This is a genomic window from uncultured Roseovarius sp., from assembly GCF_947489715.1.
Lineage (GTDB): Bacteria > Pseudomonadota > Alphaproteobacteria > Rhodobacterales > Rhodobacteraceae > Roseovarius.
The window spans coordinates 641,665-657,874 of record NZ_CANLER010000002.1 but is presented as its reverse complement, the minus strand read 5'-3'; the positions used below and the strand labels follow the sequence as shown (position 1 = coordinate 657,874).

At 59.0% G+C, this 16,210-nt stretch carries 17 protein-coding genes and 1 tRNA gene; 8 read left to right on the top strand and 10 right to left on the bottom strand.

Annotated elements, in window-relative coordinates:
- Window positions 1-5: 5 nt before the first annotated feature.
- Complete coding sequence (locus Q1B27_RS08840) at window positions 6-1,565, top strand: phosphate ABC transporter substrate-binding/OmpA family protein (protein WP_299846533.1); 1,560 nt, start codon at window positions 6-8, stop codon at window positions 1,563-1,565.
- Between the two features lie 33 nt (window positions 1,566-1,598).
- Here Q1B27_RS08840 and radC read toward each other — a convergent pair whose 3' ends face one another.
- The 3 genes from radC to dnaK form a co-directional block, all read right to left on the bottom strand.
- A complete protein-coding gene (radC, locus tag Q1B27_RS08835) occupies window positions 1,599-2,363 on the bottom strand; it encodes a DNA repair protein RadC (protein ID WP_299846531.1) in 765 nt (254 codons plus the stop codon).
- A 377-nt stretch (window positions 2,364-2,740) separates the two neighbouring features.
- Window positions 2,741-3,892, bottom strand: coding sequence for a molecular chaperone DnaJ (gene dnaJ, locus Q1B27_RS08830; protein ID WP_299846528.1), 1,152 nt, complete (start codon window positions 3,890-3,892; stop codon window positions 2,741-2,743).
- A gap of 80 nt (window positions 3,893-3,972) precedes the next feature.
- On the bottom strand, window positions 3,973-5,883 hold the full coding sequence (gene dnaK, locus Q1B27_RS08825; protein ID WP_299846526.1) for a molecular chaperone DnaK: 1,911 nt from the start codon (window positions 5,881-5,883) through the stop codon (window positions 3,973-3,975).
- 211 nt (window positions 5,884-6,094) lie between these two features.
- On the opposite strand from dnaK, the gene Q1B27_RS08820 reads away from it, so the two are divergent.
- A complete protein-coding gene (locus tag Q1B27_RS08820) occupies window positions 6,095-6,703 on the top strand; it encodes an alpha-ketoglutarate-dependent dioxygenase AlkB (protein WP_299846524.1) in 609 nt (202 codons plus the stop codon).
- On the opposite strand, the gene Q1B27_RS08815 is transcribed toward Q1B27_RS08820, so the two are convergent.
- The 3 genes from Q1B27_RS08815 to Q1B27_RS08805 form a co-directional block, all read right to left on the bottom strand.
- Entirely contained in the window at window positions 6,700-8,241 is a 1,542-nt protein-coding gene (locus tag Q1B27_RS08815; RefSeq protein WP_299846522.1) for an FAD-binding oxidoreductase, read from the bottom strand. The genes Q1B27_RS08820 and Q1B27_RS08815 overlap by 4 nt on opposite strands.
- A gap of 128 nt (window positions 8,242-8,369) precedes the next feature.
- Window positions 8,370-8,445 (bottom strand) — tRNA-Ala (locus tag Q1B27_RS08810).
- 87 nt (window positions 8,446-8,532) lie between these two features.
- The gene (locus Q1B27_RS08805) at window positions 8,533-8,862 is read right to left on the bottom strand and encodes a TIGR02300 family protein (protein ID WP_299846520.1); all 330 of its coding nucleotides are present in this window, start codon (window positions 8,860-8,862) and stop codon (window positions 8,533-8,535) included.
- 113 nt (window positions 8,863-8,975) lie between these two features.
- Here Q1B27_RS08805 and Q1B27_RS08800 point away from each other — a divergent pair, with 113 nt between their 5' ends.
- Together Q1B27_RS08800 and Q1B27_RS08795 are read left to right on the top strand one after the other, a co-directional pair.
- Window positions 8,976-9,668, top strand: coding sequence for a M48 family metallopeptidase (locus Q1B27_RS08800; protein WP_299846519.1), 693 nt, complete (start codon window positions 8,976-8,978; stop codon window positions 9,666-9,668).
- Window positions 9,669-9,699: 31 nt separating this feature from the next.
- Window positions 9,700-10,347 carry a GntR family transcriptional regulator gene (locus Q1B27_RS08795; protein ID WP_299846517.1) on the top strand — a complete coding sequence of 216 codons (648 nt, stop codon included), beginning with the start codon at window positions 9,700-9,702 and terminating at the stop codon, window positions 10,345-10,347.
- Window positions 10,348-10,350: 3 nt separating this feature from the next.
- On the opposite strand, the gene Q1B27_RS08790 is transcribed toward Q1B27_RS08795, so the two are convergent.
- Entirely contained in the window at window positions 10,351-11,667 is a 1,317-nt protein-coding gene (locus tag Q1B27_RS08790) for a VWA domain-containing protein (protein ID WP_299846515.1), read from the bottom strand.
- A gap of 84 nt (window positions 11,668-11,751) precedes the next feature.
- Here Q1B27_RS08790 and Q1B27_RS08785 point away from each other — a divergent pair, with 84 nt between their 5' ends.
- Together Q1B27_RS08785 and Q1B27_RS08780 are read left to right on the top strand one after the other, a co-directional pair.
- The gene (locus Q1B27_RS08785) at window positions 11,752-12,501 is read left to right on the top strand and encodes a DUF6502 family protein (RefSeq protein ID WP_299846513.1); all 750 of its coding nucleotides are present in this window, start codon (window positions 11,752-11,754) and stop codon (window positions 12,499-12,501) included.
- Window positions 12,498-12,704, top strand: coding sequence for a hypothetical protein (locus tag Q1B27_RS08780; protein ID WP_299846511.1), 207 nt, complete (start codon window positions 12,498-12,500; stop codon window positions 12,702-12,704). The genes Q1B27_RS08785 and Q1B27_RS08780 overlap by 4 nt, the downstream gene beginning before the upstream one ends.
- Before the next feature lie 9 nt (window positions 12,705-12,713).
- Here Q1B27_RS08780 and Q1B27_RS08775 read toward each other — a convergent pair whose 3' ends face one another.
- From Q1B27_RS08775 to Q1B27_RS08765, 3 genes are read right to left on the bottom strand one after another with little or no spacing between them, the layout of a single operon-like run.
- On the bottom strand, window positions 12,714-13,676 hold the full coding sequence (locus tag Q1B27_RS08775) for an acetyl-CoA carboxylase carboxyltransferase subunit alpha (protein WP_299846510.1): 963 nt from the start codon (window positions 13,674-13,676) through the stop codon (window positions 12,714-12,716).
- Window positions 13,677-13,731: 55 nt separating this feature from the next.
- On the bottom strand, window positions 13,732-14,355 hold the full coding sequence (locus Q1B27_RS08770) for a hypothetical protein (protein WP_299846508.1): 624 nt from the start codon (window positions 14,353-14,355) through the stop codon (window positions 13,732-13,734).
- A 15-nt stretch (window positions 14,356-14,370) separates the two neighbouring features.
- Entirely contained in the window at window positions 14,371-14,973 is a 603-nt protein-coding gene (locus Q1B27_RS08765; RefSeq protein WP_299846507.1) for a LysE family translocator, read from the bottom strand.
- A gap of 82 nt (window positions 14,974-15,055) precedes the next feature.
- Here Q1B27_RS08765 and Q1B27_RS08760 point away from each other — a divergent pair, with 82 nt between their 5' ends.
- Both Q1B27_RS08760 and smpB read left to right on the top strand, forming a co-directional pair.
- Window positions 15,056-15,499, top strand: coding sequence for an Lrp/AsnC family transcriptional regulator (locus Q1B27_RS08760; RefSeq protein WP_299846505.1), 444 nt, complete (start codon window positions 15,056-15,058; stop codon window positions 15,497-15,499).
- Between the two features lie 195 nt (window positions 15,500-15,694).
- Window positions 15,695-16,171 carry an SsrA-binding protein SmpB gene (smpB, locus tag Q1B27_RS08755; RefSeq protein ID WP_299846503.1) on the top strand — a complete coding sequence of 159 codons (477 nt, stop codon included), beginning with the start codon at window positions 15,695-15,697 and terminating at the stop codon, window positions 16,169-16,171.
- The last annotated feature ends 39 nt before the right edge of the window (window positions 16,172-16,210 follow it).

Below are 16,210 nucleotides of genomic sequence, written 5' to 3'. Positions count from 1 at the left end.
ATTTGATGACAATGATACGTGCGGCGTTTTTCGCCGCACTTTTCGCTTTTTCGGGCGGGCAGACTGCCTCGGCGCAAGATGTGACTCTGAAGTCGCACGATGGTGATGTCGAGGTGTCGGGAAACCTTCTTGGCTTCGATGGAGAGTTCTATCGGCTTGAAACCATTTATGGCGAGCTGACGGTTGACGGCTCGGGTGTGTCCTGTGAGGGGCCGGGTTGTCCGAACCTTGAAAATTACATCGCACGGATCACGTTTTCAGGCGCGCCCACGGTTGGCCGGGTGCTGATGCCCGCGCTGATCGAGGCGTTTGCCATTCGCAACGAATACGATCTGACGCGCGAAAACCTGGCGGCTAATCAATTTGTCATAGCACTTGCCAGTCGCGTCGATGGCGCGGTCTTGGGCGAGTTTTCTTTCCGTCTGACCAATACGGATGAAGGGTTTGCCGATCTGTTGGCGAATGAGGCGGATATCGCGATGACGCTGCGCGAGGCACGCACGGACGAGGTGACACGTGCGCGTGACGCAGGGCTTGGCAATCTGACAGCGCGCGGTCGCAGCCGGGTTCTGGCGCTTGATGCATTGGTGCCGGTGGTTGCGCCCAGCAATCCGATTCAGGCCATTACAACGCCCGAACTGGCGCAGGTTCTGGCCGGAGAGATTGATAACTGGTCCGTTCTGGGCGGGCCAAACGCACCCATCGGGGTCCATCTGCACGATGCGCGCACGGGGCTGGGTCAGGCCACGGTTGATCGTCTGCTGGCACCCGAAGATCTGAATCTGGTCGATGGTGCGATCCGCCACAAGGACAGTCAGGATCTGGCCCGGGCGGTATCGGATGATCCCTTTGCCCTTGGGGTGACCAGCCGGTCGGAGATTGGCAACACCTGGGAGCTGGCGCTGAAAGGCAATTGCGGCTTTGCGCTGAACGCCACGCGCCGTGCCGTCAAGACCGAGGATTACCCGCTGACCGCGCCGATGTTCCTTTATTTGCCCGCGCGGCGGTTTCCCAAACTGGCGCGTGAATTTCTGGCCTATATGCGCGACCCGTCGGCGCAGCTGGTGATCCGGCGCGCGGGATTTGTCGATCAAGCCCCGGAAGAAATCAGGATCAACGAACAAGGCGACCGGTTTGCCAATGCAATTCTGCGTGCCGGAGAAGAGATACGCCTGTCGGAGCTACAGGATATGGTCAGTGCGCTGGCACCTCTCAAACGCCTGTCGACCACCTTCCGGTTCGAGGCAGGATCGGCGCGGCTGGACGCGCAATCACGTTCAAACGTGCAGCAATTGGCACGCGCTATGGAGATCGGGCTCTATGATGCACGGCGTCTGGTTTTTGTCGGGTTCAGTGATGGTGAAGGGGCTGCAAGCGCCAATCGCAACATCGCCATGCGCCGGGCTTCGGCCGTCAAATCGGCGGTAACAAGAGCAGCGGAAACGGCCAATCTGGATCGTATCGGGCTGGAGGTCGCGGCCTTTGGTGAGGCGATGCCGATGGCTTGCGACGATAGCGCGTGGGGCCGTCAGGTGAACCGGCGGGTCGAGGTTTGGGTGCGCTAAAGCGGCCCTACGGGAAGCGCGCGAAATGGCGCTTTACAGATATCCCTTGGCGCGGAAGCTGAGTTCACAGGATTTGCCGATGATGATGTGATCGTGCAATGCGATGCCAAGGGCTTCGGCGGCGGTCAGAACCTGTTGTGTCATGGCGATGTCGCTATCCGACGGTGTGGGGTCACCCGAAGGATGATTATGTACTAGAATCAAAGCGCTGGCGTTGTGATGGAGGGCGCGCTTGACGACTTCGCGCGGGTAGACGGGGACATGATCCACGGTGCCGCTGGCTTGCTCTTCGTCGGCGATCAGGACATTCTTGCGATCCAGATAAAAAACACGAAACTGCTCGGTCTCGCGGTGGGCCATCGTGGTGTGGCAGTAATCCAGCAAGGCATCCCAGGATGAGATTACCTGTCGCTGCATCACCCTTGCCCGCGAAAGTCGATGGGCGGCAGCCTCGATGATCTTCAGCTCGCAAATCACGGCCTCTCCGATGCCCGGAACCTCGGATAGCTGATCCGCGGGGGCGGAGACGACGGTGTTGAAATCGCCAAATTTATCAAGCAGTTGCCGCGCCAACGGCTTTACATCCCGCCGCGGAATTGCGCGAAACAGAACCAGTTCCAACATCTCATAATCCGGTAAGGCCTGGGCGCCGCCAGCAAGGAATCGATCCCGCAGACGTTTGCGATGATCGCGGATGTAGGAGGGTTGTCTTCCGGGGGTCAGAACGTCGGCTACAACAGCTTCATCTTCGGTGAAAAGAGGTAGGGGTTTTTCCGAGAAGGCGGGACCGTGCGACATGTTAACAATCTGCCGCATGAGGGTTAGCGAATGATTAACGATCCGCGAGAATTGCTGTCGGTATCACGTCGGTATTTTGTCGGTATTACGTCGGTATCGGCACCGGGGCACGACGTAACGACGAAACATCCGTTGATTTCGGAAGGGTGGTAACGACGCTGGCAAAAGGCGGTGGATTGCCCCCACGAAACCGTCCTGAAAACCGCCGTGTTGGGGTCATCCAGCACCCGCGACAAGCCTGTCGCCGTGTACTCAGCCCTTGCACCGTGAGTCGTTGTAACAAGCGCCAACCGTCCTGTTTGCTTGTCAGAGGCCGGACCATGAAAAAAGGGCGCATCACGATGCGCCCCTTATCCGACTTCCGTTATCCCGAAAAATTAGCTTTTCATCGAATCCCAGAAGGATTTGACCGAAGAGAAGAAGCTTTTGCTTTCGGGGTTGTTATCCTCGCTGAGGGCCTCGAATTCGCGCAGCAGCTCTTTTTGCTTGGAGGTCAGGTTGACCGGTGTTTCAACCGCCAGTTCGATCATCATGTCACCATGCGAGCCGCCGCGCAGAGCGGGCATGCCTTTGCCGCGCAGGCGCATCTGACGGCCCGATTGGCTCCCACCCGGGATTTTCACGCGGCTGCGGCCACCGTCAATGGTGGGCACCTCGATATCGCCGCCAAGGGCGGCAGCGGACATCGACACAGGTACGCGGCAGAAAAGATGATTTTCCTGACGCTCAAAAAGCTCGTGCTGAGCTACGTCGATGAAAATATAAAGATCGCCCGGAGGTCCGCCACGCATCCCGGCCTCGCCATTGCCGGCCAGGCGGATGCGGGTGCCGGTTTCGACCCCGGCGGGGATGTTCACGCTGAGTGCGCGATCTTTTTCGATGCGGCCCTGACCCTGACAGGATTTACAGGGGTTGTTGATGATCTGGCCCAGTCCGGAGCAGGTTGGGCAGGTGCGTTCAACGGTGAAAAAGCCCTGCTGAGCGCGAACCTTGCCCATGCCCGAGCAGGTTGGACAGGTTGAAGGTTCAGCACCACCCTCGGCCCCTGATCCTTCGCAGGAATCGCAGGGCACTGCGGTTGGCACGTTGATGGTTTTTTGCAGGCCCGAATAGGCCTCTTCCAGCGTGACGCGCAGGTTATAGCGCAGGTCCGATCCGCGCGCCGCACGTCCGCGTCCGCCGCCAGCCCCGCCGCGCGCCCCCATGAAATCGCCGAAAAGATCATCGAACACATCGGAAAAGGCACTGGCGAAATCGCCTTGTCCACCGGCGCCAGGACGGCCGCCACCGCCCCCCATACCACCTTCGAAAGCGGCATGACCAAAGCGGTCATAGGCCGCCTTTTTGTCGGCGTCCTTCAGAACGTCATAGGCTTCGCCCGCTTCCTTGAACTGTTTCTCGGAATCGGGGTTGTCCTTGTTGCGGTCGGGATGAAGTTCTTTGGCTTTGGCGCGATAGGCTTTCTTGATTTCATCGGCCGACGCACCTTTGGATAATCCAAGCACTTCGTAATAATCACGTTTGGCCATGCGAGATCTCCTTTCGCGGGAACGGACAGGGCCGGGCCGGTCTTGCGCTGGCCCGGCCCCTGCGTTCCATCAGACGCTGATCAGGCGCGCTTGTCGCCGTCGAGATCTTCGAAGTCGGCGTCAACGATATCGTCGTCGCCGGCCCCGGCCTCATCCGCTGCCATCGGCTCGTCTTCGCCATCATCCTGGGCAGCCTTGTAGATCGCCTCGCCCAGTTTCATGGCCGCTTCGGTGACGTTCTGGATGCCCGATTTGATCTTGTCGGCATTGTCTGTTTCCAGCTCGTCCTTGAGCGCGGCAATGGCCAGTTCGATCGCTTCGATGGTGGTCGGATCAACCTTGTCGGCGTGCTCCTCCATCGATTTTTCGGTCGAGTTGATCAGGCTTTCAGCCTGGTTCTTGGCTTCGACCAGCTCGCGACGTTCCTTATCGGCCTCGGCATTCTCCTCGGCGTCCTGAACCATCTTTTCGATGTCCTCATCGGACAGACCGCCCGACGCCTGGATCGTGATCTTCTGTTCCTTGCCGGTGCCCTTGTCCTTGGCCTGAACCGACACGATGCCGTTGGCGTCGATGTCGAACGCGACTTCGATTTGGGGCATGCCACGCGGGGCGGGCGGGATATCTTCGAGGTTGAACTGGCCCAGCATCTTGTTGTCTGCGGCCATTTCACGTTCGCCCTGGAACACCCGGATCGTCACGGCGTTCTGGTTATCCTCGGCGGTCGAGAAGATCTGGCTTTTGTTGGTCGGGATCGTGGTGTTGCGGTCGATCAGACGGGTAAACACGCCGCCCAGGGTTTCGATACCCAAGCTGAGCGGGGTCACGTCGAGCAGGACAACATCCTTGACGTCGCCTTGCAGAACACCGGCCTGAATGGCGGCACCCATCGCAACAACCTCATCCGGGTTCACACCCTTATGGGGTTCCTTGCCGAAGAACTTGGTCACTTCCTCGATCACTTTGGGCATGCGGGTCATACCGCCGACCAGTACGATCTCATCAACCTCGTTGGCCGACATGCCGGCATCTTTCAGCGCGGCGGCACAGGGTTTCATCGACGCCTTGATCAGGTCGCCAACCAGCGATTCCAGTTTGGCGCGGGTCAGTTTCATGACCATGTGCAGCGGCGAGCCGTCCGAGCCCATCGAGATGAATGGCTGGTTGATTTCGGTCTGCGAGCTGCTGCTGAGTTCGATCTTGGCTTTCTCTGCCGCCTCTTTCAGGCGTTGCAGGGCCATCTTGTCCTTGGTCAGGTCGACGCCGTGTTCCTTTTTGAACTCGTCCGCCAGGTAGTTGACGATGCGCATGTCAAAGTCTTCACCACCCAGGAAGGTGTCGCCATTGGTCGATTTCACTTCGAAGAGGCCATCGTCAATCTCAAGGATGGTCACGTCGAAAGTACCGCCGCCAAGGTCATAGACCGCGATGGTGTGGGTGTTTTCCTTGTCGAGGCCATATGCCAGCGCGGCGGCTGTCGGCTCGTTGATGATGCGCAGCACTTCAAGGCCAGCGATCTTGCCCGCGTCCTTGGTGGCCTGGCGCTGGGCGTCGTTGAAATACGCCGGGACGGTGATGACCGCCTGGGTGACTTCTTCGCCCAGGTAGGATTCAGCGGTTTCTTTCATCTTGCCGAGGATGAAGGCCGAGATTTGTGAGGGGCTGTATTTTTCACCCTTGGCTTCGACCCAGGCGTCGCCATTGCCACCGTCGATGACGTTGAATGGCATGTTCTTCTTGTCCTTGGCCAGGTCCGCGTCATTTTCCCGGCGACCGATCAGGCGCTTGACGCCAAAGATGGTGTTTTCCGGGTTGGTGACGGCCTGACGTTTGGCCGGTTGGCCGACAAGGCGTTCGTTGTCTGTGAAAGCGACGATCGAGGGCGTGGTGCGGGCACCTTCCGAGTTTTCGATGACGCGGGCCTGGCTACCATCCATGATGGCGACGCAGGAGTTGGTGGTTCCGAGGTCAATACCGATGACTTTGGCCATGTTTTTACGATCCCTTCTAACTTAGGCGATGTTGTCAGGACCCAACCCGTTTCGGCACCGGGCCCCGATGGTTTGACGACATCCCAAATGGGGTTGCCGCGCTTCTGGGCGTATATAGGCAGGCGAAACTGCCCCTGCAACCGCTGGAAGGGGGTGGATTTTGCAATTTTGCGCTAAAATGTGCAGTTAGGGCGGATCAAAAGAGGGCAGCATGCGCAGACCGACAATCACCATCCGGGGATTCCATGTTTTCAAGGGTTTGCTGAATCCCGATGAGCAGGCGGGTTTGGTCGCGGATTTGCGCGATGTTGTTGCCGCCGCACCGCTCTTTTCGCCGGATACGCCCTTTGGCAAACCGATGACGGTTCGCATGACCTCGGCTGGGAAATACGGGTGGTATTCCGACAGGTCGGGCTACAGCTATGTGCCGACACATCCCGCGGGCACAGCGTGGCCTGCGATTCCGGATCGGGTGCTGGCGATCTGGCGGGATCTGGTAAGCAAGGCGCGCGACCCGGATTGCTGCCTGATCAATTTCTACAGTGAAGGGGCGCGGATGGGCATGCACCAGGATCGCGACGAGGCGGATTTCAAATGGCCGGTGCTGTCGCTGTCACTGGGGGATGAGGGGATGTTCCGGATCGGCAACACCACGCGCGGCGGCAAGACCGAATCGATCTGGCTGCAATCGGGCGATGTGGTGGTGATGGGCGGCGAGGCGCGTCTGACCTATCACGGGGTGGATCGGATCAAATTCGGCAGCTCGGCCCTGTTGCCCAAGGGTGGGCGGATCAACCTGACCTGTCGTGTAGTGGATTAGAGCGGCGGTACGGATTGCGCAAAGGTGAACAGGTTTTGCGGGTCGTATTTGGCCTTGACCTGACGCAGCCTGTCCAGATTGCCCCGAAAGTAAGCCGTGGCGAAATCCTGCAATGAAGGGTCCGGGAAATTCTGATAGGCGCCCGCGCCGCCGAATGTATCGACGATCTGCATATAAAACCGATCCTGCCAATCATGGCCCTGCTGAAGGAGCGCCGGATCGGTCTGGTCCTGTCCGGTCCAGTAGAAACCGATCAGCGGTAGCCATTCGCTGTCGCGATGGACGAAGGCACTGTTCCCGGCCATCATGTCATTCACCGCACCACCGGTTTGAAAGAACCGAAGGTCGCAGGTGCCGTGGACATCGGGCCGCGATTGCAAGGTGCTTAGCGCGTCATGGAGCGCGGCCTCGTTCGGGGTTGTCGGAATGAAGGTGGAGCGTTCCTGATAGAACATCTCTTCTTCCGGCTCTTCCAGCAGGTGTTGCGCGATCCAGTAGGGGCCATGATAGTCGACGGCGACAGTCACGGGCGGCAGGTCACCATCAAGCTGGTCGAACAGGGCGCGCAGATCGGCGGGCGGCCCGATCCACTGACCGACAAGGTTTATCGCATAGCCCGCCGGGGCGCTTGGATTATCCGGCGGCGTACCGAAGGTGACAGATAGTCGTGTGCCCAGTTGCCGCGTATCGTCGGCCTGAAAAAGCGCCATCATCTGATGCAGAAATTGCGCCACGAAATGTTGATCTGTACTGCGCCATGTGCGGTTAAACACACCGATTTGCATCTGGCTGACATCCAGGGTTTCAAACGTGAAACTGGTTGAGACGCCAAAGCTGCCCCCGGCGCCGCCGCGCAATGCCCAGAACAGATCGGTGTTTTGCGTGGCTGAGGCGGTCACCTCTGTCCCGTTTGCCAGTACAATCTGTGTTTCGATCAGCAGGTCCGAGGCAAGGCCCAGATGGCGCATATCAAACCCGATCCCGCCGCCAAGGACAAAGCCCGCGATCCCCACGGTCGGACAGCGCCCATGCGTCAGCGTCAGGCCGTTTTCTTCGAGCGTGTCATAGACTTTGTAATTGATGGCCCCGGCACCGACCTTCAGCAGGGTTGTGGCGGGGTTGTCCGGGTGGCTGAAAATCTCGGTCTGGTCCATGCCCTGCGTGAACACGACCACATCCGGCCCGGCAGAATAGCCCGCATAGGAATGGCCACCACCCTTGATCTGAAACGGGATGTCAAAGCTGCGTAGCCAGTTGACGGTCTGCACGGTGGCCCCTGCATTCGGGCATACCACGACTGCCCGGGGAAGATCGGCAAAATAGCGCAGGTTGTTGACCCGTGCCTTCAACCCAAAGCCGGGATCGCCGGGCAAGTAGATCCGAGGGCCAGCGGACTGGCGAAGTTCGTCCAATGCAGCCGTTGGCAGATCGAATTCAATCGCCAGATCCCGCGCGCTTGCTGGGCGCATTCCCAAGGTGGCAAGGGCGGCGGACCCTGCCAGTACCTGACGCCGGGACAGATGGGAGATATTACGCATTGGAATAATTTTTGAAGAATGTCGGTTCGTCCATTCAACTTAAGGTAAACGACTGCGCCCTGGCCAGCAAGGCATCCCGTGGACGGGCCGCAAACCCAAATAACGAGGGATATTGATTTCATGAGATTTGGTGGAGCCTAGGGGGATCGAACCCCTGACCTCTTGCATGCCATGCAAGCGCTCTCCCAGCTGAGCTAAGGCCCCGTACCATATGACCCGTCGGGTCAGTTCGCCGCTAATTAGGCAAAGCGGCAGGCGGGATCAAGTGGAAAATCCCGCCTTGGGTCGTGATCAACTATCGTCGTCGTCCGCAGCAACGTCGGCGATTTCGTCCAGCGAGACATCATCGTCATCATCATCTTCCAGAACGTCATCGCCCAGATCGACATCGACATCATCGTCATCATCGTCCAGCACGTCATCGGTGCTGTCGGTATCGGCGTCTTTCATCTTCTTGGTTTCGGCGTCTTCGGCATCGGCCGTGATCGAACGGCTCTTGCCGGTTTCCAGTTCGAACACTTCACCCGTGTAGGGGTTGATGATCGGGTTGGCGTTCAGGTCGTAAAACCTTTTGCCGGTGGTGGGGCACAGGCGCTTTACGCCCCATTCTTCTTTGGGCATGGGTAATCCCTTTCAAATCTCTGGTCTTGTCGACGATCCGCGCCACCTGCCATAACGGGGGACAGGTGTCAAAGGCTTTGAAGTCTTGCGCGACAGGTTATTCAGGAGGCCATATGGGCCAACATCTTCTTCCCGGCAACCCCCCGGTTGAACTGACCTTGCGCCGGTCACCGCGCGCACGGCGGATTTCCTTACGGGTTTCGGGGCTTGACGGGCTGGTAACGCTGACGTTGCCGCGTGGCGTGTCAGAGGGTGAGGCACTGGATTTCGCCCGCAGCAAGGGTGATTGGCTACGCGCACAGTTGCAAGAAAGACCCGCTATCATGCCAGTGGCCTGGGGGGTCGAAATCCCCGTCGAAGGGCAGTTATTGCGAATCGTCGAAGGAAAGGGGCGGCGGGTGTTGCCCGCAGGTGATAGCCTGTTGGTGCCGGGACCGGAGCAGAATGTGGCGTCCCGATTGCAGGCGTTTCTCAAGACATTGGCGCGGGATCGGCTGGCGGTCGCGTCTGATCATTATGCCGCGGCGCTGGGGCGGGGCTATACCCGTATCACCCTGCGCGACACCCGGTCCCGCTGGGGGTCATGCACCGCGGCGGGCGGGCTGATGTATTCCTGGCGGTTGATCCTGGCCCCGCCCGAGGTGCTGGATTACGTGGCCGCGCACGAGGTGGCGCATTTGCAGGAAATGAACCATTCCGCCGCATTCTGGGGTCTGGTCGAAGACTTGCTGCCCGACTATGCCGAGCCGCGCCATTGGCTGCGTCGCAACGGTGCCGATCTGCACCGCTATCGATTCGGTGATTGACCGGACGAGGTTTTGTGATCACAAACGGCACATGCTTCTTAACCCACGCTCCGATCCGTCTCCTTCTGCCCATGACCGGGTCTATCGCGGGTTGCGCACCCGGATCATGCATGGAGAGATCGCGCCGGGACAGGCATTGACCCTGCGCGGTGTCGGTGCCGAATTCGACGTGTCGATGACCCCCGCCCGCGAGGCTGTGCGCCGGCTGACCGCCGAGGGGGCGCTGACGCTGTCAAGTTCGGGTCGCGTTTCGACCCCTGAACTCAGCAATGACCGGATCGAGGAATTGGCCGCCCTGCGCGCTCTGATCGAGGTGGAACTGGCCAGCCGTGCGCTGCCCCGGGCTCATATTGCGCTGATTGACCGCTTGCAGAGTATCAACACGCTGATTTCCGAGAATATCGCGCGCCACGATGCGGTGGGATATATCCGCCGCAATCTGGAATTTCACCGCACGCTTTATCTGCGGGCGCAGGCCCCGGCCATGCTGGCGATGGCCGAGACCGTGTGGTTGCAGCTGGGTCCGACCATGCGCTCGCTTTATGGCAAGCTGACCCGCAAGGACCCGCCGCATTACCATCGGCTGATCATCGGCGCGCTCAAGGCCGGGGACGAGCCGGGGCTGAGGTTGGCAGTGCGGTCGGATGTGACCCAGGGCCTGAAGATGCTGGTGGGGTGACCCTCAGTTCAGGCAAATGCCTCGACGATAAGCACCGACTTCGCGGATGATGCTTGATTTTGCAGCTTCGATGCGGGTGCCGGAAAGCTCGGATTTCAGCACGCGGATCAAGAGGTCTTTCAGCTTTGTTACGCGGTAGCAGGCGATATCCGGCTCGGCATGAGAAAGACCCACACCGCTGTCATCCGTCAAAAACAGGTAGCGCCCGGATGTCATTGCAGCGGCCTGACGCATCAGTAGCTCTGCCTCGTCCGCCACGCCGCTGGCGCCCAGACCAAAGATCTGGATGTTGCGTTTGGCAGCAGTCCGGGCGGCTGCAAGATAGGTGCGCGCGTCCCTTGCATGAGGGGGCGCGTCGGCAATGTGGAAAAGAATACGCTCACCCTTCCCGCGGCGCCAATTCAGATTGACCGCAGATTTCAGTGCTGCCGCCGCTGCTTCGGGATAATCCCCGCCGCCACTGGCATTCTGACGTTTCAGCCAGCGTTGCATGGTGGCTGCCGAGTTGGAAAAGCCCATGTTGCGCACGATGTAGGCGTCACCGTGATCGCGATAGACAACAAGAGAAAAGCGAATATCGACACCGGGCGCGGCCTTGCGTGCCACGTCGACGATGCTGCGCATTTCGCGGGTCAACCAATCCAACTCATCGCCCATACTGCCCGTGGTATCGACGACGAAGGCCAGATCCAGAAAGGCGGGCGTCCATCTGGTTTTGTCTGCCAGCGCGATCTTGTGCCGGTTCAGGCCGGTCTTCAGTACTTTGATGGTGGTGCCGGTCTGCCCGTCGGTGATCGCGCGAAACTCTACCTGTCTGAATTGCCCGGCACCCAATGTGGCCGGGAAAACGGTTATGTTGCCATCCACACCCGAATGACCGCTGTAGAACGGCTCGGGCGCGCCGGGTTTTCGTAGGGTGAAATAGACGCCCGCTGCAGGCTGTCCGTTTGGGCCGACAAGCTGTGCCATGAAGGGCCTGGAGAAATTGGCAGTGGGCGTGCCAACGGTGCGTTTCTTGCGTTTCAGATAGGTTTGGAAGGCGGCAACATTCAGCGTGTCGTCGATGTCCCCCGCCGTCACAACACCTGTCCTTGGCTGGCGTTGCGAGGGCGCTTTTGCAATGCGGGAAGATTTTTCAGACGCAGCGATCCTGCCGGGTGCCGCGTCAATGATCGCGGGTGATGCGGGGGACGGGCTTGCACTGTAATCGGCGGCAGAGTCTCTTGGTTCAGCCTCGGATGGTGCATCATGGGAACAGGCGGAAATCAAACCGATCCCCATGGCAATTAGGGCGACGTAGACACTGTTTAGACGCGACATTGGATACCTCTATCAATAAATGTGTAAAATGCACATATTATATTTAAAGCTTTCTTGTCCAGAGATAATGTGCAAAAAACACATATGAAAGATTTCCTTGATAGTCTGCTTGGGCCGCTGGCGCGATTGATGGTGGCGCGCGGCGTGCTGTTCGCGGAGCTTTCCGAAAGGCTGAAGGCACATTACGTGGCCGAGGCGATGCGAGCATCGGACGGTAAGGCAACCGATAGCCGTCTTTCGGTGATGACCGGTTTGCAGCGTCGCGACATAGCCCGTCTGCGTGAATTCGAGCCTAAACCAGCCAAAACCTCACATCTGACCCGGCTTGTGGCGCTGTGGCAGACCGAGGAGGGATATCACCGGGACGGCGAACCGCTGGAGCTTGCCCGTTCCGGCGATGCGCCCTCCTTCGATGCGCTGGCATGGCTGGTGCGCCGGGATGTGCATCCGCGCACGATGCTGGATACGCTGGAAGCCAACGCCACGGTCGAAATCGGGAATGACGGTCAGACCGTCCGCCTAATCAAACGATCCTATCAGCCACATGCCGGCAGCGAGGAACAGATTGCCTACCTGGCCCGCAATGTCGGCGACCACCTGTCAACGGCCACGGATAACGTAACAGGTCAGAAGCAGGCCTTTGAGCGTGCGGTGCATTATTCCGATCTGACCGAGGAACAGATAGCGGCATTGGAAGAACAGCATGCTGAATTGCAGATGGGTGTGTTTCGGGCTCTCAGCAGCAAGGCGGCGGGACTAAAGGGTGCCCAGAAAGGGACATACCGGTTTCGCGCCGGGGCCTATTTTTACAAGACCGGGGAGACCGAGGAATGACGGTTCGTGCGAAATATCTATTGGCGATTTGCCTGTTTCTGGCGACCTGTGCAAAAGCGCCCGAGCAAGAGCCCCTTTCAGCGCCCAAATCGCAGGCTGCCCCGGCTGATCAGGTTCTTGAACGAGCGCCTGTGTCGTCGGCAATTGCCTGTCCCAACGGCGACGATGGCATTGGCGGTACAGGCTGCCCGCAGATAGAATAAGCGCCTGTCTTAGGCCGCCAGGCCCTTGTCGCCCATCGACAGGAATTTCTTGCGCCGGTCCGCTACAAGTTCGTCGCGCGACTTGGCGCTCAGCTCGCTCAGCATGGCTGTGATGGCTTTGCCGACAGCGGTAATGGTGGTCTTGGGGTCGCGGTGCGCGCCGCCCATCGGCTCGTTGATGATCCGGTCGGCCACACCAAGCTTGGTCAGATCCTGTGCGGTCAGACGCAGCGCTTCGGCGGCCTCGCGCATCTTTTCGGCGTCTTTCCAAAGGATGCTGGCGCACCCTTCGGGTGAGATCACGGAATAGATCGAATGTTCCAGCATCGCCACGCGGTTGGCACTGGCAAAGGCCACGGCCCCGCCTGATCCACCTTCGCCGATCACCACGGATACCAGTGGCACGCCGATTTGCAGGCATTTTTCAGTTGCACGGGCAATCGCCTCGGACTGGCCACGCTCTTCGGCGCCCTTGCCGGGATAGGCGCCGGGCGTGTCAACCAGCGTGACGACGGGCAGGTTGAACTTGTCGGCAAGCTCCATCAGGCGAATGGCCTTGCGGTATCCTTCGGGCCGGGCCATGCCGAAATTACGTTCGATCCGGCTTTTGGTGTCGGCGCCTTTTTCATGTCCGATGACCACCACGGACATGTCGTCCAGACGGGCCAGCCCTCCCATCACTGCCAGATCATCGGCAAAGTTCCGATCACCCGCCAGGGGCGTGTATTCCCGGAACAATTGTTCGATGTAATCGCGGCAATGGGGCCGTTCGGGGTGACGCGCCACCTGGCATTTGCGCCAGGGCGAGAGGTCTTTGTAGAGATCGCGGAGGATATCGGCGGCCTTCTTGTCCAGTGCCGATGCTTCGGACTCGACATTCATTTCCTCGTTGGCGCGCGCAAGTGCGCGCAGTTCTTCTGCCTTGCCTTCGATTTCGGCCAGTGGCTTTTCGAAGTCGAGGTAATTGGTCATCACTGTCTCCACCTTGTCCGCTGCGATATATGGCTGCACAGACGGGGATTTGCAATCACAACTGCGCCAATCCAGCCCGCAGGGCCAGTTCGGGCGAGGTGAGTACCGGGACCGGCAGATCGGTCAGCAAGGCCGCTGCCCCGGCCATTGATGCCTGTGCCAGAACCACGCAGGCGGTTGGGGGAAAATCGTCAATCTTTTCACGAATGGCGCTGGCGATTTCAGCGTGAAAATCCTTGATCCGGCCCGACATGAACAAAGGCCAGAGATGGGTGAGAGGCAAGAGGTGAGCGGTACCCTGGCTCTTTTCCATCAAAAGTGTGTATAGCAGCAGCTCAAGACTGGGTTCTTTTGTACTTTCAAGGCAGTAGGCCATGATTACCGGCCCACCCAGACGGGCGGCTTCCTGCATCATCGGCTGATCAATTCGGATGGCACCGGCATTTTCCGCAACAGGGGCGATGGTGGTGCAGGTACAGATCACCGGTTGATGTGAGTCCTGTACGGTTTGGCGAATCTCCTGGGCCAGCTCAGGGCTCATGCCTACTTGTGCCCGATCCAGCCAATCCGTGCGGATGTGATGATGCAAGGCCAGGCCCGGTGCGATCCGGTCGCGCAGGGCGTCGAACGTATCGCTATGAACCTCCGCGGTGTGAACCAGAGAAAGGATTTTGGGCATCCGGACCCCTCGCGCTCAGCCTTGTGCTGGCCATAACACGGGGATCAGCGTGGCCACCAGCAAAAGCGCCATGAGGGTGTTGAAGATCCGCAGCCGCGCGGGATTGGTCAGCAGGCGGCGCATCTGCTGGCCCAGAACGGTCCAGCCCGTGGTGCTGAGGAAAGAGACGCAGACATAAACCCCTGCCACCCACAGGACCGCGGGAAGGTCGCGGCCGCTGGCGTAAAGCGTGATGGCCGACAGGGCCATGCTCCATGCTTTGGGATTAACCCATTGGAACGCGGCAGACTGCAGGAAAGTCAAAGGCTTACCCTCTGCCTGCGTGTTTTTTGGTGGGGCGGCATTGGCGATCTTCCAGGCCAGATAAAGCAGATAAGTGACGCTGAAAATCTTGAGGATCGTGTAGCTGAGTGGCCAGAGATCAAAGACCTGCATCACGCCGATCCCCACGAGGAAAATCATCGTCGGGAAGCCGATTCCGATGCCCAGCATATGCGGCAAAGTACGGCGAAATCCGAAATTCGCGCCCGAGGCCATCAGCATCAGGTTGTTCGGCCCCGGCGTGATCACGGTCACGAGGGCAAAGGCGAAAAGAGCGGTGAGCAGTTCATAAGTCATGCGGGCAATCTTATGCGGGTCTTGGCGCATTTGAATTGCGAAGTTTTGCGTTTCATCAAAAATCGTGCAACTAAATGCGGCCATGGATCAAATTGACGAAAATATATTGCGTGAGCTAACCCGCGATGGCCGGATCAGCAATCTGGAGCTGGCGGAAAAGGTCGGGCTGTCGGCCTCGGCCTGTCTGCGCCGTGTTGCTGCCCTTGAAAAGAGGGGTGTGATTCAGGGTTACCGGGCTGTTTTGAACCGTCCGGCGATGGGTGTCGGCTTTGTCGCTTTTGCCGCTGTGGGGTTGAATTCACACACAAAAGCCAGTCAGGAAGCATTTGAGCGCGCCATGGCGATCGCGCCCGAAGTGGTGGAATGCCACAACATCACCGGGGCGGTGGAATATCTTTTACGCATCGAGGTGGCCGATCTGCCCGCCTATAAATCCTTTCATACGGATGTTGTCGGGACGTTGCCGCAGGTTGCCTCGATCACCTCTTACGTCGTCATGGGATCGCCCAAGGATTTGCGGGCCTAGAGTTGCAACTGTGTAAACTGTGTACGCGGATTGTTGTAACTCTGCGCGATGCGCCAGCAGGTAAATCCTCTGAACGCTGTCATTGAATTGCCTGTTTTGACAATTTCCGAACCTGCGGCCTTGGAACCTGCCAAGCGGCCTCTTATTGTAGTGGATCGCTGGACAGGCATCCGGCACCCCGATAGGACGACATTCATGGCCAATCCGAAGGACAATCCGAACTACAAGGTGATCGCCGAGAATCGGCGGGCGCGCTATGATTATGCCATCGAGGATGACATCGAATGCGGGATCATCCTGGAAGGGTCCGAGGTGAAATCCCTGCGCGAGGGCGGCAGCAATATCGCCGAGAGTTATGCCGCCGTGGATGAGGGTGAATTGTGGTTGGTGAACAGCTATATCGCGCCCTACAAACAGGCCAAGACCTTCACCCACGAGGAAAAGCGCCGTCGCAAGTTGCTGGTGTCGAAAAAAGAGATGTCACGGCTGTGGAATGACACCCAGCGCAAGGGCATGACGCTGGTACCGCTGGTTCTGTATTTCAATCACCGGGGTCTGGCCAAGCTGAAGATCGGCATCGCCAAGGGCAAGAAGAATGTCGACAAGCGCGCGACCGAGGCCAAGCGCGACTGGAATCGTCAAAAGCAACGGTTACTGCGTCACGGCGAGTGATCGCGGGGAACGCTTGGGGTTGTTTTCCCCTTAGATTGA